General features: G+C 67.4%; 15 protein-coding genes. 4 read left to right on the top strand and 11 right to left on the bottom strand.

Annotated features, from left to right (window positions below; translation table 11 throughout):
- Positions 1-200: 200 nt before the first annotated feature.
- Positions 201-1,643: a M48 family metalloprotease gene (locus tag CQW49_RS18595; RefSeq protein WP_004448551.1), complete on the bottom strand. Its 1,443-nt coding sequence runs from the start codon at positions 1,641-1,643 to the stop codon at positions 201-203.
- Between the two features lie 28 nt (positions 1,644-1,671).
- Complete coding sequence (locus CQW49_RS18590; protein WP_004448553.1) at positions 1,672-2,460, bottom strand: thermonuclease family protein; 789 nt, start codon at positions 2,458-2,460, stop codon at positions 1,672-1,674.
- Positions 2,461-2,619: 159 nt separating this feature from the next.
- Between CQW49_RS18590 and ybgF the strand changes: the two genes are divergently transcribed.
- From ybgF to ftsH (CQW49_RS18575), 3 genes are all read left to right on the top strand, one after another.
- Positions 2,620-3,648 carry a tol-pal system protein YbgF gene (ybgF, locus tag CQW49_RS18585; protein WP_081735676.1) on the top strand — a complete coding sequence of 343 codons (1,029 nt, stop codon included), beginning with the start codon at positions 2,620-2,622 and terminating at the stop codon, positions 3,646-3,648.
- 9 nt (positions 3,649-3,657) lie between these two features.
- On the top strand, positions 3,658-4,698 hold the full coding sequence (gene tilS, locus CQW49_RS18580) for a tRNA lysidine(34) synthetase TilS (RefSeq protein ID WP_024749503.1): 1,041 nt from the start codon (positions 3,658-3,660) through the stop codon (positions 4,696-4,698).
- Between the two features lie 157 nt (positions 4,699-4,855).
- A complete protein-coding gene (gene ftsH, locus CQW49_RS18575) occupies positions 4,856-6,781 on the top strand; it encodes an ATP-dependent zinc metalloprotease FtsH (RefSeq protein ID WP_024749504.1) in 1,926 nt (641 codons plus the stop codon).
- 371 nt (positions 6,782-7,152) lie between these two features.
- Here ftsH (CQW49_RS18575) and CQW49_RS18570 read toward each other — a convergent pair whose 3' ends face one another.
- Together CQW49_RS18570 and ftsH (CQW49_RS18565) are read right to left on the bottom strand one after the other, a co-directional pair.
- Positions 7,153-8,328, bottom strand: coding sequence for an IS4 family transposase (locus CQW49_RS18570; protein ID WP_099831824.1), 1,176 nt, complete (start codon positions 8,326-8,328; stop codon positions 7,153-7,155).
- Between the two features lie 298 nt (positions 8,329-8,626).
- Entirely contained in the window at positions 8,627-10,555 is a 1,929-nt protein-coding gene (gene ftsH / locus CQW49_RS18565) for an ATP-dependent zinc metalloprotease FtsH (RefSeq protein ID WP_024749506.1), read from the bottom strand.
- Positions 10,556-10,821: 266 nt separating this feature from the next.
- Between ftsH (CQW49_RS18565) and CQW49_RS18560 the strand changes: the two genes are divergently transcribed.
- Entirely contained in the window at positions 10,822-12,387 is a 1,566-nt protein-coding gene (locus CQW49_RS18560) for an urease accessory protein UreH domain-containing protein (RefSeq protein WP_003615993.1), read from the top strand.
- Between the two features lie 48 nt (positions 12,388-12,435).
- Here CQW49_RS18560 and CQW49_RS18555 read toward each other — a convergent pair whose 3' ends face one another.
- The 7 genes from CQW49_RS18555 to CQW49_RS18525 form a co-directional block, all read right to left on the bottom strand.
- Positions 12,436-13,794: an O-linked N-acetylglucosamine transferase, SPINDLY family protein gene (locus CQW49_RS18555; protein WP_003615995.1), complete on the bottom strand. Its 1,359-nt coding sequence runs from the start codon at positions 13,792-13,794 to the stop codon at positions 12,436-12,438.
- 150 nt (positions 13,795-13,944) lie between these two features.
- On the bottom strand, positions 13,945-15,120 hold the full coding sequence (locus CQW49_RS18550; RefSeq protein ID WP_024749364.1) for an IS4 family transposase: 1,176 nt from the start codon (positions 15,118-15,120) through the stop codon (positions 13,945-13,947).
- 141 nt (positions 15,121-15,261) lie between these two features.
- A complete protein-coding gene (locus CQW49_RS18545; protein WP_274541239.1) occupies positions 15,262-16,320 on the bottom strand; it encodes a sulfate/molybdate ABC transporter ATP-binding protein in 1,059 nt (352 codons plus the stop codon).
- Positions 16,321-16,354: 34 nt separating this feature from the next.
- Positions 16,355-17,242, bottom strand: a complete 888-nt coding sequence (gene cysW, locus CQW49_RS18540) for a sulfate ABC transporter permease subunit CysW (protein WP_003614305.1) — start codon at positions 17,240-17,242, stop codon at positions 16,355-16,357.
- Entirely contained in the window at positions 17,235-18,098 is an 864-nt protein-coding gene (gene cysT, locus CQW49_RS18535) for a sulfate ABC transporter permease subunit CysT (protein ID WP_003614307.1), read from the bottom strand. Before cysT ends, cysW begins: the two co-directional genes overlap by 8 nt.
- Positions 18,095-19,141 carry a sulfate ABC transporter substrate-binding protein gene (locus CQW49_RS18530; protein WP_003614308.1) on the bottom strand — a complete coding sequence of 349 codons (1,047 nt, stop codon included), beginning with the start codon at positions 19,139-19,141 and terminating at the stop codon, positions 18,095-18,097. The genes cysT and CQW49_RS18530 overlap by 4 nt, the downstream gene beginning before the upstream one ends.
- Before the next feature lie 198 nt (positions 19,142-19,339).
- The gene (locus CQW49_RS18525) at positions 19,340-19,930 is read right to left on the bottom strand and encodes a hypothetical protein (RefSeq protein WP_003614311.1); all 591 of its coding nucleotides are present in this window, start codon (positions 19,928-19,930) and stop codon (positions 19,340-19,342) included.
- Positions 19,931-20,061 lie beyond the last annotated feature (131 nt).

Genomic DNA, 20,061 nt, shown 5'->3' with positions numbered 1-20,061 from the left:
GTCGAGGCGCGTCGAAGCAATCGACCGAAAGTCAATCGACCGACGACAATTTCCGCGCTATCGACTTTCGGCTCGAAGAAAATCTCGACGGACGCGCTAGCCCCGAGGCCCGCCCAACCCGTGAGAATTCTAGCGGTTGGACAACGTTTTCCTGGGCGCTGGGGTTCCATCCGCGCCAGCGTTTTTCGCCCCGCAGGCGCTTATTCGGCGACGAGCTTATAGCGCTCGCCGGGAACGAGCCGGTCTTGCGGGTCGAGGCCGTTGAGCAGCAGAAAATATTCGAGCGGCCGATTGGGCGCCACCATGCGGGCGGCGAGCGTGTCGGACGTGTCCTGCGCGCTCGCGGTCACGATGGCGATGCGCAGGCCGCGCACGTCGAGCGTCTCCTCCCAGCCGAGGCGCCGGAAGCTCTGCGCCGACGCCATGAAGCGGCGCTCGGCGTCGTCATTGAGCGCACGCACGGCGAAGATCAGCCGGTAGAGCTCGTCGCCGAGCTGGATCACGGCCAGCTTGAAGTTCCACTCGCCGGCGCGCGCATTGGCGATGACGGCGGGCAGGCCGTTGATCTCGACGCGGCGCACCGACGAGCGCAGCAGCCCGTCGACCCAACCCGATTCGACATAGGCCTCGAGCGTCTTGCCGGCCGGCGCGCGCACGCTGTCGAGCCGCAGCGCCTCGTCGTCGTGCTCCTTCACGCCGAACACCGCCTCGCTCGAATTCTCGAGCAGGAAGCCGTCAGGAGCGGTGAAGGTGAAGCGCAGCCGCGGATGGGTGAATTTGGGTCCGCGCACGAAGCCTTCGTTCGGATCGTCGCCATAGGCGAGACCCGAGATCGCTGCGAGATAGCCGGCGCGGTCGCGCACGCCGACGCCCGGCGCGCCGATCTGCCGCGCCGCCGCCACGGCCTTGGCGATGCGGTCGGGCGTCGAGGGATGCGTCGCCAATATGTCGAAGCCGGCGCTCTGCTTCTTGCCGTAGAGCGCGGCGCGCAGATCGGCGGATTTGCCGAGCGCGGCGAGGAAGCGCGACGCGCCGTAAGGATCGAAGCCGGCCTTGGCGATGACGCGCACGCCGATGGCGTCGGCCTCGAGCTCCTGCTGGCGCGAGAAGCTGGCGAAGGAGAGGCGCTGCGAGGCGCGCACGTCGTCGCTCTTCTGCTTGCTCTGAATGACGGCGGCGGCCTTGCTGATCACCTCCGCCTCGCGCTCGCGCTCGGCGCGCAGCGAGCTGTGGCGGGCGGTCACATGGGCGATCTCATGCGCCATCACCGCCGCCGCCTCGGAGGCGTCGCCGGCCAGCGCCAGCAGGCCGCGGGTGACATAGAGATTGCCGCTCGGCAGCGCGAAGGCGTTGACCACGGGCGTGTTGAGAATGGTGACCTTATAGGCGGCCTGGTTCGGCGTGTCGCTCGCCTGCGCGAGCTTGACCAGAATATCGTCGATGTAGCGCTCGGCCGCGGGAAAGCGATATTCGCCGCCGAACTGCGCCACCAGCTCCTTGTGCTCGACGCTCGACTGGGTCTCGACGCCGACGACGCGCGGCACGGCGGCCGGAAGCCGGCCGAGATTGGCCGCGCCGGCGTTGAGCATCTCGCCCTGGCGCTCGAGCTGCGCGCAGCCGCCGGCGGCGAGCGCGAGCGCCACGGCGAGCGCGGCGCGCGGACCGCGACGGTCAGGGCGCGCCGACGATCTCCATCTGCGCGGGAGCCAGGAGCTCCATGCGCGGTCCGTGAACTGTGTCAATCAAGCCTCGCACGCGCACGCGCCGACCCGAGAGAAGATGCGGGCGGAGCCCCTCCCGCTCGAAAGTCTCGAGATTGCGTTTCCAGATCACGACGGCGAAATCCGCCCATCGTTTCGGTCCGAAATTCAAGTAGAGAGAACCGCCGGCCTCGCCGATCCCCGTGACGACGCCTTCGACGACCACCATGCCCTTGCGCCCCTTCAGCCGGTCGGGCCGTCCGGCGTCGACGACGACATACTCGCCCGCCGACCAAAGTCCAAGCCCGCTCCGACGCGCCTCCGCCTCGGCCGCGAGCAGGCTATTGCGGCAAGGGAATGCGGCCGGATCGGGGCGAAAGCGCGCGAGCCCCTCCCGCAGCAGCGTCTCGGCCAGAAAGACGAGCGCCGCCTCGCCGCCCTCGCCCTCCACATAAAGTCCGCCGGCGAGCCGCCCCCAGCGGTCCGGCGCCGCTGGCGCGGAGAGGAACACGAGACGCCCCGCCGCGAGCCGCGCCTCGAGAAGCGCGCGCAGGCGCGCCCGGAACGGCTCGGCGGGGAGCTCCAGACCCGCGAGCGCGATGCGCCGCCCGTCCTGCGTCAGGAGATCGAGATCGGCCCCGACCGCGGCGATCTCCACCGGCGTCGCCTCCTCCATCGCGCAGGGCGGCTCCGCGCCCCGCGCCGCCGGAGCGAGAAAGACGGCGAACGCCAGAACGGCCGCGACAAGGCCTTTGCGCATGAGAAACGCCTCGCGCGACGAATGAGCGGCGCATAATGCCTCGAGCAGCGCGCGCGGCAAGCGCCGCTGGCGGGCGCGCGCCCAATTTTGGCCGAAACGCCGCCTATGCTAGATTCGTCGGCGCGCGTCGCCCTTTGCTCTCAGCCTGCGGTTTCGATCATGGCCTCTCCGCTCTTGCGCAATTCGCTCGCCTTGGCGGCGCTCGCCGCCGCCCTCTCCGCGACTTCCCTCTCCGCCGGCGCCGCGGCCGCCGCCGAAACCGACGGCGCCGGCCGGCTCGGCCAGGGGCTGCAGTCGCTGGGCCGCCGGCTCGACATCGCCCAGCTTTTCGACCACGGGCCGCGCGACATCGACGAAGAGCCGGCCGGCTCGCGCGAGGCCGCGGCGGCGGGCGTGCGCATGGATCGGCTGGAAGGCCTCGTCCGCTCGCTCAACGGCCAGGTCGAGGAGCTTCAGCATCAGGTCCGCCGTCTCGAAGAGCAGCTGCGCCGTACCGCCGAGGGCGTTCTGCCGCCGCCTCCGCGCGGCGCGGCGGCCGAGCCCTCCGGCCCGCTCGCCGCGCCCGGCCCCGCCACGACCGGCGGCGCGCTGCGCCGCGGCGACGCCTTCGATCCGAGCCGCGATCCGGCGGCGCCGGGGGCGCCGCGCCAGCTCGGAACCACGCCGCCGAGCGCGCCGCTGGCTTCGGATCTGCACTCCCCCGGCGCGCCTCTCGATCTCACGCACGGCTATGCCAATGTCGCGCCGGCTCCGGCCGCGCCGCCTCCCGCCGCCGCGGCGACAGCCGTCCTCCCGACAGCGCCGCAGTCGCCGCGCGACGAGTTCGACGTCGCGCTCTCGCGCCTGCGTCTCGGCGAATATGAAGCGGCCGAGAAGGGCTTCTCCGGCTTTCTCGCGAAGAACGCCAAGAGCAAGCTCGCCCCGCAGGCGACCTTGTACCTCGGCGAGAGCTTCTTCCTGCGCGAGCGCCATCGCGAAGCGGCGGAGAAGTTCCTCGAGATCTCGACCAAATTTCCAAGCTCGCCGCAGGCTCCCGAAGCGATGCTGCGCCTCGGACAATCGCTGCACGCCATCGGCGCCAAGGAGCAGGCCTGCGCCTCCTTCAACGAGATCGCCGTGAAATATCCGGGCGCGCCGGCGCGCGTGAAGGAGGCCGCGCAGCGCGAGAGCCGGAAGGACCAGTGCTGACGGGCGGTCATGCCCGCTGACATTCCCCTTCCCGACGCCGACCACACGCTGGCGCCGCTCGCCGCGCATGACTCCCTCCTGCTCGCCGTCTCCGGAGGACCGGATTCAATGGCGCTGATGCTGCTGGCGGCGCGATGGTCGCTGCGCGAGACGAAGCGCATCGCCGTCGCGACGGTCGATCACGGATTGCGCCCCGAGGCCGCCGAGGAGGCGCGTCGAGTGGGCGAATGGGCGCGCGCTCTCGGCTTCGAGCATCACATTCTGCGCTGGGAGGGCGAGAAGCCGCGCAGCCGCATTCAAGAGCGCGCGCGCGATGCGCGCTATCGCCTGCTCGCGGACTGCGCGCGCACGGTCGGCGCGTCGGCCATCGTCGCCGCGCATCACGCCGACGATCAGGCGGAGACGATCTTGTTCCGACTGACGCGCGGCAGCGGCGTCGCCGGCCTCGCCGGAATGGCGCCGGCGTCGCGCCTCGACGGCCTCGCCCTGCTGCGGCCGCTACTCGGTCTGCGCAAGCAGGCGCTCGAGGCGCTATGTGAAGCGGCCGGCCAACCCTTTTTTCGCGACCCCTCGAACGAAAACCCGGCCTATGCGCGCGTCAGGCTGCGGAGCCTCTCCGCCCTGCTCGCCGAGCAAGGGCTCAGCGTCGATGCGCTGCTGCGTCTCAGCGCCCGCGCCGCGCGCGCCGAAGAGGCGCTCGTCGAGGCCGCCGCGGAGGCCGCCGCCGCTCTGCCGGCGATGCGCGACGCGTCGACGTTTCGCGTGGCCGCGGCGCCGATGGCGGCGCTGCCGCGAGAGCTGCTGCGGCGCGTTGTCGCGGCGGAGGTCATGCGTATCGGCGGAGCGGAGCCGCGGCTCGAGCGGCAGGAGCGCGCCTGCGAGCGCCTCCATGAGGCGCTGGCGGCCGGCGCCTCCTTCAAAACAACGCTCGGCGGCGTGACGATCGCGCTCGCGACACACGCGCTGACGATCCGCCCGGAGCCGCCACGGCGGCGCGGATCGCCGGCCGTAAAAAAGCCATGCGGCGCGGATCCTATGACAAAGCGCTGAAAATGCGCCCCCGAACGGCCGTCTCGCGTGGCCGAAGCGCCCCTCTGGCCGTCCCCTGCCCTTCTCTTGGCAATCGGTCGCGACGCGCCTAGATTACTCGGAACGGCGTCCGTCGCCGAGGATGGCCTCGGACGGTAACGTCTTTCGCAGGTTCGACATGAACGCAAACTTCAGGAACATCGCTCTGTGGGCGATCATCGGGCTGCTCGTCGTGGCGCTCGTCATGCTGTTCCAGCAGCCGGGTCAGCGCACGCCGATCCGCGATATCTCCTTCAGCGAATTGCTCACGCAAATCGATCAGGGACGCGTCCATGACGTGACCATCGCGGGCAATGAGATCACCGGCCATTTCTCGGACAATCGTCCGTTCTCGACTTACGCGCCCAATGATCCCTCGCTGGTGCAGAAGCTCACCGCCAAGAATGTCGCGATCAGCGCGCGGCCGGCGGCGGACGGCAACAGCTGGCTGATGACCTTGCTGATCAATGGCCTGCCGCTCATCGCCTTCCTCGGCGTGTGGATCTTCCTGTCGCGCCAGATGCAGGGCGGCGCCGGCCGCGCCATGGGCTTCGGCAAGTCGAAGGCGAAGCTGCTGACGGAGACGCAGGGGCGCGTGACCTTCGAGGATGTCGCCGGCGTTGACGAAGCGAAGGAGGATTTGCAGGAGATCGTCGAGTTCCTGCGCGATCCCCAAAAATTCCAGCGGCTCGGCGGGCGCATTCCGCGCGGCGTGCTGCTGGTCGGACCGCCCGGCACGGGCAAGACGCTGCTCGCCCGCGCCATCGCCGGCGAGGCCAATGTGCCCTTCTTCACCATCTCGGGCTCGGACTTCGTCGAAATGTTCGTCGGCGTCGGCGCCTCCCGCGTGCGCGACATGTTCGAGCAGGCGAAGAAGAACGCGCCCTGCATCATCTTCGTCGACGAGATCGACGCGGTGGGTCGTCACCGCGGCGCTGGGTTAGGGGGCGGCAATGACGAGCGCGAGCAGACGCTCAATCAGCTGCTCGTCGAGATGGACGGCTTCGAGGCCAATGAGGGCATCATCCTCATCGCCGCGACCAACCGTCCGGACGTGCTCGATCCGGCGCTGATGCGTCCCGGCCGTTTCGATCGCCAGATCAATGTGCCGAACCCCGACTTCATCGGCCGCGAGAAGATCCTGAAGGTCCATGCGCGAAAAGTGCCGCTGGCGCCGGATGTGGATTTGAAGGTGGTCGCGCGCGGCACGCCGGGCTTCTCGGGCGCCGATCTCATGAACTTGGTGAACGAGGCCGCTCTGCTCGCGGCGCGTCGCAGCAAGCGCATCGTGACGCGTCAGGAGTTCGAGGATGCGCGCGACAAGATCATGATGGGCGCGGAGCGTCGCACTCTGGTGATGACGGAGGAGGAGAAGCGCCTCACCGCCTTCCACGAGGGCGGACATGCGCTGGTGCAGCTCAACATGCCGGGGTCGATCCCGATCCATAAGGCGACCATCATTCCGCGCGGCCGCGCGCTGGGCATGGTGCAGGGCCTCCCCGAACGTGATCAGATCTCGCAGAGCTACGAGCAGCTGATAGCGATGCTGGCGCTCGCCATGGGCGGTCGCGTGGCGGAGGAGCTGGTGTTCGGCCACGACAAGGTGACTTCGGGCGCGGCGAGCGACATTCAGCAATGCACGCGCATCGCCCGGGCGATGGTGACGCAGCTGGGGTTCTCGGACAAGCTCGGCACGGTCGCCTATGCGGAGCCGCAGCAGGAGCAGTTCCTCGGCTATTCGATGGGCCGCACGCAGACGCTTTCCGAAGCGACGCAGCAGACGATCGACGCCGAGGTTCGGCGTCTGGTGCAGGAAGGTTATGACGACGCCAAGCGCATCCTGACCGAGAAGCGCGCCGATCTCGATACTCTGGCCAATGGCCTCCTGGAGTTCGAGACGCTGACCGGCGAGGAGCTGATCGGCCTGCTGCAGGGCAAGCGCCCGGTGCGCGAGGATGTGCCGCCGGACGCACCGCCGGCGCGCCCCTCGCCGATCCCGACGACCGGCCGCACGCGCCCGAGCCCCGAGCCCGACGCGGGCGGTCTGGAGCCGCACCCCGTGTGAGGCGAGAAACGAGAGAATTGAAAAGCCCGGCGGCAACCCCGCCGGGCTTTTTTTGCCTGCCGGTGGCCACGGGAGTCATTTGTGAGGAGCCGCCCCACGGCTCTGGATCGCTTCGCTTCGCTCGCGATGACGGGCCGCGTGCAATCTCTGGAGAGCGTGCCTCTGTGGCGATATCGAAATAGCTGTTTGTAAGCCGACTCTCGACGCGCGCCCCTTCTCCCACTCGTGGGAGGTGGCGCTCGCGTTAGCGAGGGTCGGATGAGGGCGCTTCGGTCTCACCCGACTTTCCGCAGCGCTTTGCTTTCGAGCCGGTTTATCCGGGAGGGCCCTCGTCCCGACCCCGCTTCGCGGCGCACGGCTGTCCGGGGAAGTCAGGCATAGTTCAGAACCAGCTGCCTGGGGGACGCCAGCCGCCGGGCGGCCTGATATTTGGACGGCGGCCGATCAAGTCGACTGATCGGCCGTCGCGTGAAAAGGAACCTGCCGGCGAGTTCCGCAAACCGCAGGCACGGCAAGTCGACGTCATGGCGGTGGGCGGCGATGCGCAGCAGCACGAAAGCGATCATCGCCGCGATCAGCTGCAGCCGCACGGCGTTCTCGTTTTCGCCGAGAAACTTGCGGATGTTGAGATGCTGCTTGATCCAGCGGAACAGCAGCTCTATGGCCCAGCGCGCCTTGTAGAGCGCGGCGATCTCGACCGCCGAACGCGTCATGTCGTTGGTGATCACGACGATCAGCTGCGGCTTGCCGTCCTTCAGCGCATCGCGTTGAATATGAAGGCGACGCAGCGGCATGGGCAGTTTCGAGTCGCCCTTGCTGGCGAGCTCGACCTCGCAATCCCTGAGCACGGTGTAGCCTTCGCCGCGCGTCTGCGGCATCTCCCGCTCCGCGACGTCGGCGAGGCGGGTGTTGCTCTTTGGACGCGAGACGAAGAGAGCTCCGGCCTCGTGAATGCCCCTCCACCATTTGAAATCGTAATAACCCTTGTCGAAGACATAGGTCGCGCCGGCCTCGATCGGCGTCTTCTTGCCGATCTCGACATCATTGACATTGGCGGGCGTGACCTCGACGCAGAAGGGGCGATCGATCCCGGGATCGTAGACGACGTGCATCTTCATGCCGTGGATGCGGCCGTTCGAGCGGGCGAAGTCGTGGAACTTGCTCAGAGGAATGGGGGTCGAATCGATGAGGCGCAGGAGTTCTGCGCCGTCGCGCCGGGTTCTGCGGTCGAGTTCGCAGGAGAGGCGCGCGAACAGATCGGCGAAGACGCCGACGGGCCGGCGTGCGTTGGCTTCGGCGAGGGTGGAGCGGGCGAGCCGGCGGGAGCCGAGGTGATAATGGAATCCGCCATTGGCGTTGAAGGCGGTCTCGAGGGCGCGCAGGCTGGTCGCGCCGGCGAGCTGGGCGCAGATCAACACGACGAGGTGATCCCAGCTCTTGAAGGATTTGTCGTAGGCGTCGCCCTTGTGGCGCGCGACGATGCCGGCGAAGGCGCGACGATCGATCGGCTTGAGCAAGTCGACAAAAACGCTATTCTGAAAGCGCATGCTTGGTCCTCTATTTTCCAGTCTCGACAACCGGAAAATACCCCGAAACCCTCGGAAGTACCAGGCATGCGCCCGCGCTCGATCGACTATTTCCCCGGACAGCCGTGCCGCTCGCGGGGCCACCTTCTCCAGATCGTGTCTAGCCCTGCGGGAGAAAGGGAAGCGGTCTTTTCGACAACGGAACGGACAAAGATCGCCTGAGGCTCGCGGTCCAAACCTACAGAATTCAACTTTGTCCCGGCTATAAAAAAGCCCGGCGGGGTTGCCGCCGGGCTTTTCAATTCTCTCGTTTCTCGCCTCACACGGGGTGCGGCTCCAGACCGCCCGCGTCGGGCTCGGGGCTCGGGCGCGTGCGGCCGGTCGTCGGGATCGGCGAGGGGCGCGCCGGCGGTGCGTCCGGCGGCACATCCTCGCGCACCGGGCGCTTGCCCTGCAGCAGGCCGATCAGCTCCTCGCCGGTCAGCGTCTCGAACTCCAGGAGGCCATTGGCCAGAGTATCGAGATCGGCGCGCTTCTCGGTCAGGATGCGCTTGGCGTCGTCATAACCTTCCTGCACCAGACGCCGAACCTCGGCGTCGATCGTCTGCTGCGTCGCTTCGGAAAGCGTCTGCGTGCGGCCCATCGAATAGCCGAGGAACTGCTCCTGCTGCGGCTCCGCATAGGCGACCGTGCCGAGCTTGTCCGAGAACCCCAGCTGCGTCACCATCGCCCGGGCGATGCGCGTGCATTGCTGAATGTCGCTCGCCGCGCCCGAAGTCACCTTGTCGTGGCCGAACACCAGCTCCTCCGCCACGCGACCGCCCATGGCGAGCGCCAGCATCGCTATCAGCTGCTCGTAGCTCTGCGAGATCTGATCGCGTTCGGGGAGGCCCTGCACCATGCCCAGCGCGCGGCCGCGCGGAATGATGGTCGCCTTATGGATCGGGATCGACCCCGGCATGTTGAGCTGCACCAGCGCATGTCCGCCCTCGTGGAAGGCGGTGAGGCGCTTCTCCTCCTCCGTCATCACCAGAGTGCGACGCTCCGCGCCCATCATGATCTTGTCGCGCGCATCCTCGAACTCCTGACGCGTCACGATGCGCTTGCTGCGACGCGCCGCGAGCAGAGCGGCCTCGTTCACCAAGTTCATGAGATCGGCGCCCGAGAAGCCCGGCGTGCCGCGCGCGACCACCTTCAAATCCACATCCGGCGCCAGCGGCACTTTTCGCGCATGGACCTTCAGGATCTTCTCGCGGCCGATGAAGTCGGGGTTCGGCACATTGATCTGGCGATCGAAACGGCCGGGACGCATCAGCGCCGGATCGAGCACGTCCGGACGGTTGGTCGCGGCGATGAGGATGATGCCCTCATTGGCCTCGAAGCCGTCCATCTCGACGAGCAGCTGATTGAGCGTCTGCTCGCGCTCGTCATTGCCGCCCCCTAACCCAGCGCCGCGGTGACGACCCACCGCGTCGATCTCGTCGACGAAGATGATGCAGGGCGCGTTCTTCTTCGCCTGCTCGAACATGTCGCGCACGCGGGAGGCGCCGACGCCGACGAACATTTCGACGAAGTCCGAGCCCGAGATGGTGAAGAAGGGCACATTGGCCTCGCCGGCGATGGCGCGGGCGAGCAGCGTCTTGCCCGTGCCGGGCGGTCCGACCAGCAGCACGCCGCGCGGAATGCGTCCGCCGAGCCGCTGGAATTTTTGGGGATCGCGCAGGAACTCGACGATCTCCTGCAAATCCTCCTTCGCCTCGTCGACGCCGGCGACATCCTCGAAGGTGACACGCCCCTGCGTCTCCGTCAGCAGCTTCGCCTTCGACTTGCCGAAGCCCATGGCGCGGCCGCCGGCGCCGCCCTGCATCTGGCGCGAGAGGAAGATCCACACGCCGATGAAGGCGACGAGCGGCAGCGCATTGAGCAGCAGCGTCATCCACCAGCTGCCGCCCTCGCTCGACGGCTTGGCGCTGATCGACACATTCTTCGCCTGCAGGCGCTGAACGAGCGTCGGATCATTGGGCGCATAGGTGACGAAGGACCGATTGTCCATGAAATGGCCGGTGATTTCGCTACCGGCGATGGTGACGTCATGGACGCGGCCGAGCTCGATCTGCGCGAGGAGCTCGCTGAAGGTTATGTCGCGCCCGGACGTGCGCTGGCTGCGCTGATCGAACAGCATGGCCAAAGCGACGGCGAGCAAAGCGACGATGGCGAAAATGATGAACGGCTTATAATTGATCTTCATCGCCGACCTCCGATGGACCCGCCCCGTCGCGGCCGCCTCTTCTTCCGCGCCGAGGACCTGTGTCGCTTTCGTGACCTTACGACAGCATTTCTCGGTCGCCAAATTAAATACATTAATGCGCGAGCCCCGATTTTCGATACGCCGGCCGGCGATCGGCGCGCCGGCCGCTGGCGCAGGACAAAGCGCCGCAGATTCAATGCGAGCCCGCCTCTTTCCGAGGGCGTCTTCGGCACAAATATCTAAAAGCCGGAGAGGAATAGAGGCTCATGGACGATGCGAGCGTCGGTTTCCGCGCGCGCGGCATGCATTGCCACGGCTGCGAACGCGTCATCGAAACGGCGGCGCGCAAGCTGCCCGGCGTGCGCAGCGTGAAAGCGGACTACCCGACCGAATGGGTCGAGATCTGCTATGATCCGGCCGAGGCGACGCCCGAGCAGATCCGCGCGGCGATCGAACGGCAGGGCTATCGCACGCTGACGCTCGAGCAGTCGCAGCAGCGACGGCGTCTGACCCACATCGCCGGCGCCGTTCTCGGCCTCGCCGGCATCGGCCTGCTGATCTATCTGGACACGCATTGGATCGGCGAGGCCGCCGCGCCCGACGTCTCGCGTCATATGAGCCTCGATCTCATCTTCCTGCTCGGGCTGCTGACGGGATTTCACTGCGTCGGCATGTGCGGCGGCTTCGTGCTCGGCTACACGGCCGAGGACGCGCGGCTGGGTCTCCCCTCGCTTCGCTCGCATCTGCTCTACGGCGCCGGCAAGACGCTCTCCTACACCACGATCGGCGCGCTGTTCGGCCTCGTCGGCGCGATCGTGACCTTCACGCCGCTGCTGCGCGGCGCGGCGGGCGTCGCGGCCGGGCTCTTTCTCCTCGTCTTCGGCCTCAACATGCTGGGCCTGCTCGCGCCGCTGCGGCGCTTTCGCCTCGCTCTGCCCGCGCCTTTGCAGAGGCTGGTCGAAAAGCGCGCGTCGAGCTCGCATCGGCCCTTCGTCATCGGCCTGCTCAACGGCCTGATGATCGCCTGCGGGCCGCTGCAGGCCATGTATGTGATGGCCGCGGGAACCGGCAGCGCGCTCGAGGGCGCCAAAATGCTGCTCGCCTTCGGGCTCGGCACGCTGCCGGTGATGCTGAGCTTCGGCGCGCTGTCGACGCTCGTCTCGGCGTCGCTCACGCATCGGCTGCTGATGGCCTCGGGGGCCATCGTCGTCGCGCTCGGCGCGGTGATGATCAATCGCGGCTTGATCCTCACGGGCTGGGGCTATGATCTGCGCTCCATGCTGGCGATGCATGGAGCGAGCGCGCCGCCTGCCCCGGCGCAAGCAGGCTTTCAGACGATCGAGATGGATGTGCTGGCGACCGGCTTCTCGCCCAATCGCTTCACTGTGACGAAGGATGTTCCCGTCCATTGGGAGATCGACGGCAAGGAGATCACCAATTGCAATCGCCGCATCGTCGTTCCGAGCCTCCACCTCGAATTCGACGTGAAGCCGGGCAAGCAGACGATCGAGTTCACGCCGCGCGAGACCGGGGTCATTCGCTGGAGCTGCTGGATGGGCATGCTGCCCGGCGCGTTCGACGTGATCGACGCGCCCACGCCCGCCGCGCCGCCGAAGATCGCGCAGACGGAGGCGCCTGCGACGAAGCCGATCGAGAGCGCGCGCTCGGCGGCGCCCGACGATCATTATCGCATCGTCGCCGGCGACACGCTGCGCGCCATCGCGAAGAAGCGCTACGGCGACGCCGGCCGGTGGAAGACGATCCTCGACGCCAATCCCGGGCTCGATCCGAGGCGGCTGCGGGCGGGGATGGAGATCGTCACGCCGCGGTGAGAGACCACCAGATTTCCGTCTGAGAGAATCGCTCCATCGGAAAGCGCTCTACTCGGCCCCGATGAGCGCCGGCGGCAGCCCCGCCGACCGCCGGCTCCACATGGATCGGAACAGCCCCTCGAGGTCGCGGGTGTAGGCCGGGACATCGAAGAGCGCGGCGCCGGCGCGGTTGCGCGCGAGCTTCGCCCGCACCGCGGCGAGGCCGGCGGGATCATTGGCCAGCCGCGAGGCGAGATCGAAATAGCCGTCGAGATCCTCAGTGATCAGCTCCGGCATCCCGACCGCGCGCAGCACGCTCCCCGCCACTCGCGACGCGAAGGTCGAGCCGCTGCAGGTGACGATCGGCACGCCCGCCCAGAGCGCGTCGCTCGCGGTCGTATGCGCATTGTAGGGCGCCGTGTCGAGCACGAGATCGGCGAGCTGCAGGCGCGCGAGATGGTCGCCCTGCCCCATGTCCGGCGCGAAAACCAGGCGATTGCCGTTCACGCCCCGCTTCCAAGCCTCATTGCGCAGATTGCCCTCGGCCATGGGCGCGGCGAGCAGCCACAGCACGCTGCCGGGCGCGGCGTCGAGCAGCCGGCACCAGACGTCGAATATCTCCGGCGTGAGCTTATAGGCCTGATTGAAACAACAGAAGACGACGCCCTGCTCCGGCAGCCCGACGCTGGCGCGCAGAGGCTTCGCTCCGATCGGCCCGGCGCGGCCGCGCGGCTGATAGCTGTTGGGCATATAGGCGAAGGATTCCGAATAATCGGCGGCGGAGGCGCGAGGCGTCACATACTCGTCGGTGATGATGTAGTCGCAGAGCTCGGCGCCGAGCGTGCCGGGATAGCCGAGATAGTTCACCTGCAGCGGCGCCGGGCGCAGCATCAGAATGCCGCTGCGCGCATTGAAGGTGAAGCCCTTGAGATCGATGAGGATATCGACCTCGTCGCGGTGGATCGCCCGCGCCGCGTCGCTGTCCGAGAGGGCGGCGATGTCGGTGAAGCTGTCGAAAGTGTCGACGAGGCGTCGGCGCATGGCCTTGCCGTCGTCCGCCCCATAGGAATAGGCGTTGACGCAGAAGCGGCCGCGATCATGCGCCTCCAGCGTCTCGATCAGCAGCAGCGCTGTCGCATGATCGTGGAAGTCATTGGAGAGATAGCCGAGCCTGATCTTGCGCTCGCTCGCGGCGCGAAACCGGAAATCGAGCGTCGTCCGCTCCGCCGTCGCCGCCATGCGCCGGTCGCGCGTCCACAGCTCCGAGCAGCGCCGCTGGTCCTTCCCATCGACGCCCGGCTGTGAGAGCAGCAGAAAAGGCGGCAGGGCGCCGGAGCCGCCGGTGTCGAGCAAACGCTCGAGCGCTGTCGCATCCCCGGCGAAATCGTCCCATTCGCACATGCTGCGGCTGCGTCCGGGCGATCGCATCGCCGCCTCCCAGGTCGAAATCTCGCCTGGACATGAAGACGCGTGTCGCCTTCCGGATCAGACGGCGGGGACAAGCAATAGGCGCGCCAAAATGTGAGATCTCGACGCCGCCTCACTTCCTCCGCGCGCGGCACGGCTGTCCGGGGAAAATCAGGCATAGGCGAGCTCCAGCTGCCTCGGCGATATGCGCCGCCGCGCGGCCTGATATTTGGGCGGCGGCCGTTCGAGTCTGTCGATCGGTCGCCGCTCGAACAGAAACCTGCCGGCGAGCTCCGAGAACCGCAGATGCGCGAGTTCGATATCGTGGCGGTGGGCGGCGATGCGCAGCAGCACGAAAGCGATCATCGCCGCGATCAGCTGCAGCCGCACGGCGTTCTCGTTTTCGCCGAGAAACTTGCGGATGTTGAGATGCTGCTTGATCCAGCGGAACAGCAGCTCTATGGCCCAGCGCGCCTTGTAGAGCGCGGCGATCTCGACCGCCGAACGCGTCATGTCGTTGGTGATCACGACGATCAGCTGCGGCTTGCCGTCCTTCAGCGCATCGCGTTGAATATGAAGGCGACGCAGCGGCATGGGCAGTTTCGAGTCGCCCTTGCTGGCGAGCTCGACCTCGCAATCCCTGAGCACGGTGTAGCCTTCGCCGCGCGTCTGCGGCATCTCCCGATCCGCGAGGTCGGCGAGGCGGGTGTTGCTCTTGGGGCGCGTGACGAACAAGGCTCGGGCCTCGTGAATGTCCCTCCACCATTTGAAATCATAATAGCCCTTGTCGAAGACATAGGTCGCGCCGGCCTCGATCGGCGTCTTCTTGCCGATCTCGACATCGTTGACATTGGCGGGCGTGACCTCGACGCAGAAGGGGCGGTCGACCCCGGGATCGTAGACGACATGCATCTTCATGCCGTGGATGCGGCCGTTCGAGCGGGCGAAGTCGTGGAACTTGCTCAACGGGATAGGCGTCGAATCGATGAGGCGCAGCAGCTCGGCGCCGTCGCGGCGCGTTCTGCGGTCGAGTTCGCAGGAGAGGCGCGCGAAAAGATCGGCGAAGACGCCGACGGGCCGGCGTGCGTTGGCTTCGGCGAGGGTGGAGCGGGCGATCCTGCGGACGCCGAGGTGATAATGGGAGCCGCTGTTGGCGTTGAAGGCGGCCTCGAGGCTGCGCAGGCTCGTTTCGCCGCCGAGCTGAGCGGCGATCAGGACGACGAGATGATCCCAGCTCTTGAAGGATTTGTCGTAGGCGTCGCCCTTGTGGCGCGCGACGATTTGGCCGAACGCGCGACGATCGATCGGCTTGAGCAAGTCGACAAAAACGCTATTCTGGAAGCGCATGTCTGGTCCTTTATTTTCCAGTCTCGACAACCGGAAAATACCCCGAAACCTTCGGAAGTACCAGGCATGCGCCCGCGACTTATCGACTCATTCCCCGGACAGCCGTGACGCGCGCGGGAAAAGGGACGCAGAGAAACCGTCCTAAATCCCCGCGCCGTCGCCCATCGTCTCCTCGGACACCGAGAACACCCGCGCATTGACGAGCGACAGCGGCACGCTGCTGCCGAGCGTCGCGCCGGCGCGGTCGTCGGTGTCGATCTCGACCGTCTGGTCGTAGCCGGGAATGGAGATGGAGGCGCGCAGGCCCGCGGCCGTGCGCCGCACCGACTCGACCCGCCCCTCGAGCGTGCCGATCACGCCGCCGCGCAGCGCGATGTCGGCCGGGCGGAAATAGACGCGCGCCGGGCCGTTGCGCAGATTATCGGCTGCGACATGCAGCTCCTTGCCCTGAAAGATCACCTTGCCGTCCATGACCTGCACCGGCAGCGCCAGCGCCTCGCCGACGAAGGACAGCACAAAGGGCGAGGCCGGCCGGTCATAGAGCTCGTCCGGCGTGCCGATCTGCTCGATACGGCCCTTGTCCAGCACCACCACGCGATCGGCGAGCTCCATCGCCTCGTCCTGGTCATGGGTCACAAAAACAGTGGTGAGGCCGGTCTGGCGATGCACCTCGCGCAGCCAGCGGCGCAAATCCTTGCGCACGCGCGCGTCGAGCGCGCCAAAGGGCTCGTCCAGCAGCAGCACGCGCGGCTCGATGGCGAGCGCCCGGGCCAGCGCCACGCGCTGACGCTGGCCGCCCGAGAGCTGCGCCGGATAACGGCCCCCGAGACCGTCGAGCTGCACGAATTCGAGCAGCTTCGCCGCCCGCGCTGCGATCTCGGCGCGGGAGGGGCGCGTGCGGCGCGGGCGCACCTTCAGCCCATAGGCGATATTATCGGCGACGGTCAGATGCTTGAACAGCGCGTAATTCTGGAACACGAAGCCGACGCGCCGCTCCTGCACCGACAGCGTCGTCGCATCCTCGCCGTCGAACAGGATGCGGCCGCGCTCGGGCGAGGACAGCCCGGCGATGGCGCGCAGCAGCGTCGTCTTGCCCGAGCCGGACGGCCCGAGCAGCGCCACCAGCTCGCCGCGCGCGACGGTGAGATTGACGTCGCGCAGCGCCGGATAATCGCCGAAATCCTTCTCGACCCGCTCGATGCGGATCTCGACGCCATGTGGGCGCGGCGTCTCGTCAGTGGCGACGCCGGCCGGCGATCTGGCCGGCGTAGCGCCATTCGAGGAGCGATTTGACTCCCAGAGTGACGAGAGCCAGTCCCGCCAGGAGGGAGGCGAGCGCGAAGGCCGAGACGATGTCATACTCATTGTAGAGGATCTCCACCTGGAGCGGGATCGTATTGGTCAGTCCGCGAATATGCCCCGATACGACGGACACGGCGCCGAACTCGCCCATGGCGCGGGCGTTCGAGAGCAGCAGGCCGTAGAGCAGGCCCCATTTGATGTTGGGAAGCGTGACGGTGGCGAAGGCGCGCAAGCCGCTCGCTCCGAGCGTCAGCGCCGCCTCCTCCTCCACCGTCCCCTGCTCCTGCATCAGCGGAATGAGCTCGCGCGCGATGAAGGGAAAGGTGACGAAGACCGTCGCCAGCACGATGCCGGGAACGGCGAAGATCACCTCGATCCCATGCGCCGCGAGAAACGGGCCGAGTAGGCCCTGCGCGCCGAAGACGAGCACATAGACGAGGCCGGCGACGACCGGCGAGACCGAGAAGGGCAGATCGATGAGCGTGATCAGCACGCTCTTGCCCGGAAAGGAGAATTTGGCGATCGCCCAGGCGGCGCACAGGCCGAAGACGGCGTTGAGCGGAACGACGATCGCCGCAACGAGCAGAGTGAGCCAGATCGCGGCGCGCGCATCCGGCTCGGCGAAGGCCGCCAGAAAAGTCTCCGCGCCCTTGGAGAACGCCTCGTCGAAGACGACGACCAGCGGCATCAGCAGAAACAGGCCGAGAAAGGCGACGGCGACGCCGATCAGGAGTCGGCGCGTCAGCGGCGTCTCCTCGGTCACGCGCCGCGGCGCGGCGGCGACTGCGGGCGCGGCGTCGGAAAGAGCCGTCTCAGACATGGCCGAACCTCTTCTGGCTCCAGGCCTGTATCAGATTGATGGCGAGCAGCACGGAGAAGGAGATGGCGAGCATGATCGTCGCAACGCCCGTCGCGCCCGTATAGTCGAATTGCTCCAGCTTCACGACGATCAGCAAGGGCGCGATCTCCGAGACATAGGCGATATTGCCGGCGATGAAGATCACCGAGCCATATTCGCCGACGCTGCGCGCGAAGGCGAGCGCGAAGCCCGTCAGCAGCGCCGGCGCCATCGGCGGCAGCAGCACGCGCCAGACCGTCTGCGCCCGGCTCGCGCCGAGCGTCGCCGAAGCCTCCTCGAGCTCGGCGTCGATCTCGGCGATCAGCGGCTGCACCGTCCGCACCACGAAAGGCAGGCCGACGAAGACCAGCGCGACCAGAATGCCCCAGCGGGTGAAGGCGATCTTGATGTCATAGGCGGCGAGCGGCTCGCCGATCCAGCCGTTCGGCGCATAGAGCGCGGCGAGCGAGATGCCGGCGACCGCCGTCGGCAGGGCGAAGGGCAGATCGACGATGGCGTCGAGGAAGCGCCGGCCGAAAAACTCGTAGCGCGACAGCACCCAGGCGGCGACGAGGCCGAAGACGACGTCGATCGCCGCCGCGGCGAAGGAGATGAAGAAGCTGGTGCGCAGCGCCGCGGCGACGCGCGGTTCCGTGGCGACTCCATAGAGCCCGGCGAGCCCGAGCTCGGATGCGCGAAGGATCAGCAGCGACAAAGGGAACAGGACGACGAGGCTCAGATAGAAGATCGTGAAGCCGAAGGTCGCGCGGAATCCAGGGATGACGCTCGGCGCAGCGAAGCGCCACGCTTTGCCTCGAGATGCGGCGAATGCGCTCATGGCCTCACCGCCGCGTCCTGCTTCTGCATCTGGTCGAAGACGCCGCCATCGGCGAAATGCGTCTTCTGCGCCTCGGCCCAGCCGCCGAACACTTCGTCTATGGTGAAGAGATCGAGCTTCGGCAGCCGCTCCAAATCGGCCTCCTCCGCGAATTCCGGATGCGCCGGACGATAATAATGCTTGGCGATGATCGCCTGCGCCGCCGGCGTGTAGAGGAAATTCACATAGGCCTCGGCCGCCTTGCGCGTGCCCTTGGCGTCGACATTGGCGTCGATGACGGCGACCGGCGGCTCGGCGAGGATGGAGGCCGGCGGCGTCACGATCTCGAATTTGTCCTTGCCGAATTCGAGGGCGGCGAGGAACGCCTCATTCTCCCAGGTGATCAGCACGTCGCCGAGGCCGCGGCGGGCGAAGGTGATGGTGGCGCCGCGCGCGCCGGTGTCGAGCACGGGCGCATTTCGGTAGATCGCCCCGACGAGCGCCTTCGTCCGCGCCTCGTCGCCGGCGAATGTCTTCAGCCCATAGCCCCAGGCGGCGAGATAATTCCAGCGCGCGCCGCCGGAGGTCTTGGGATTGGGCGTCACCACGGCGATTCCCGGCCGCGCCAGATCGCCCCAATCGGCGATCTTCTTCGGATTGCCCTTGCGCACCAGAAACACGATCGTCGAGGTATAGGGCGAGGCGTTGTTGGGCAGACGCGCGCGCCAATCGGGCGCGATCTTGCCGGACTTTTTCACGATCGCGTCTATGTCGGCGGCGAGGGCGAGCGTCGCCACATCGGCGCGCAGGCCGTCGATCACCGCGCGCCCCTGCGCGCCGGAGCCGCCATGCGATGACTGGATCTCGATGGCCTCGCCGGTCCTGGCCTTCCAATCGGCGATGAAGGCCGGGTTGATGGCCTTGTACAGCTCGCGCGTCGGGTCATAGGAGGCGTTGAGCAGCGCCGTGCCGGCCTCGGCGCTCGCGGCGACGAGGATCGACGCGCCGACGAGGAGCGCGAGCGCCTTGCCGAGGCGCCGCCGCGACGAGGTTGCGCAGGGCATGCTGTTTCGCCTTTGTCTATAAATCCACTCATGTAATGGACTAATATATTCCACGCCGTCTGTAAACCGGCCGGCGGCGCGCCGGCTGGGGAAACGGGTCGGGGAACATCCCGAGCCCTCCGGCCGCAGGCGACCTCTCGACGGACCGCCTAGAGCCGGTTGATTTTTCGGATAGACGAATGGCCGGGGCCGCGCGCGTCAGCGGCGCGGGCTCGCCCGACGCGCTGTCGCCGAAGGGCCGCCGTGACGACGGGTGACCAACAGCAGCACGGCCAGCAGCGCCGCCGCGCCGATGAGCAGATAAGGCGTCGCCTCGAAATGGCTCATTCCCACGGAGAAAGGGAAACGGGCGGTCCAATGCTCGCCCGCGGAGCCGTCGACGGTGAGAAGCCCGACATATTCGCCCGGCTCGACGAACAAATGCTCGAACGAGAATGTGCCTTTCGGATAGATCTGCGGCGGCGAATAGGCCGCGGTCGCCGCTTCGAGAGCCGCCGGGTCCTCCGTCGCTTCGGCGTCCTTCAAAATGCGGAAGCCGACCTTCATCTCGCGCAATTCCGGCTCGGCGTAATCGAAGACGAAGATGGTGGCGCCGACGGCCGGCGCGTCCTCGCAGAATTTGCGATGCGAGGATGCGGGCTGATAGCCGGCGAAATAGATGAGCTCGGGTCCGGCCTTCAGAACGCAGGCGTCCTTGTCGAGGACGAGATCGCCCCGTCCGATCGCGGGCCCTGCGCCGAAGGCGAGGCCGATCGCCATCACGACGAGCAGAATGGCGCGAGTCGACATGCGCGGTCCTCCGGTCGATGATCGTGGCGGGCGTCTCCGCTCGGCCCGCCTTCAGAGCGCTTTCCGATCGAAGAAGAGAATGCTGGAGCGTCATCCGATCGGGTCACGCCGAATATCGCTCTAGGCGCGCG

Source organism: Methylosinus trichosporium OB3b, from assembly GCF_002752655.1.
Taxonomy (GTDB): Bacteria; Pseudomonadota; Alphaproteobacteria; order Rhizobiales; family Beijerinckiaceae; genus Methylosinus; species Methylosinus trichosporium.
The sequence above is the reverse complement of the archived record's forward strand: the minus strand, read 5'-3'. Positions and strand labels throughout refer to the sequence as shown.

Excerpts from the sequence above, each read along its gene's own strand:
- ybgF (WP_081735676.1), top strand. The coding sequence starts at position 2,620 with ATGGCCTCTCCGCTCTTGCGCAATTCGCTCGCCTTGGCGGCGCTCGCC.
- CQW49_RS18560 (WP_003615993.1), top strand. The coding sequence starts at position 10,822 with ATGGACGATGCGAGCGTCGGTTTCCGCGCGCGCGGCATGCATTGCCAC.
- ftsH (WP_024749506.1), bottom strand. The coding sequence starts at position 10,555 with ATGAAGATCAATTATAAGCCGTTCATCATTTTCGCCATCGTCGCTTTG.
- cysT (WP_003614307.1), bottom strand. The coding sequence starts at position 18,098 with ATGAGCGCATTCGCCGCATCTCGAGGCAAAGCGTGGCGCTTCGCTGCG.
- CQW49_RS18530 (WP_003614308.1), bottom strand. The coding sequence starts at position 19,141 with ATGCCCTGCGCAACCTCGTCGCGGCGGCGCCTCGGCAAGGCGCTCGCG.
- CQW49_RS18550 (WP_024749364.1), bottom strand. The coding sequence starts at position 15,120 with ATGCGCTTCCAGAATAGCGTTTTTGTCGACTTGCTCAAGCCGATCGAT.
- cysW (WP_003614305.1), bottom strand. The coding sequence starts at position 17,242 with ATGTCTGAGACGGCTCTTTCCGACGCCGCGCCCGCAGTCGCCGCCGCG.
- tilS (WP_024749503.1), top strand. The coding sequence starts at position 3,658 with ATGCCCGCTGACATTCCCCTTCCCGACGCCGACCACACGCTGGCGCCG.
- CQW49_RS18555 (WP_003615995.1), bottom strand. The coding sequence starts at position 13,794 with ATGCGATCGCCCGGACGCAGCCGCAGCATGTGCGAATGGGACGATTTC.
- CQW49_RS18570 (WP_099831824.1), bottom strand. The coding sequence starts at position 8,328 with ATGCGCTTTCAGAATAGCGTTTTTGTCGACTTGCTCAAGCCGATCGAT.
- ftsH (WP_024749504.1), top strand. The coding sequence starts at position 4,856 with ATGAACGCAAACTTCAGGAACATCGCTCTGTGGGCGATCATCGGGCTG.
- CQW49_RS18590 (WP_004448553.1), bottom strand. The coding sequence starts at position 2,460 with ATGCGCAAAGGCCTTGTCGCGGCCGTTCTGGCGTTCGCCGTCTTTCTC.
- CQW49_RS18525 (WP_003614311.1), bottom strand. The coding sequence starts at position 19,930 with ATGTCGACTCGCGCCATTCTGCTCGTCGTGATGGCGATCGGCCTCGCC.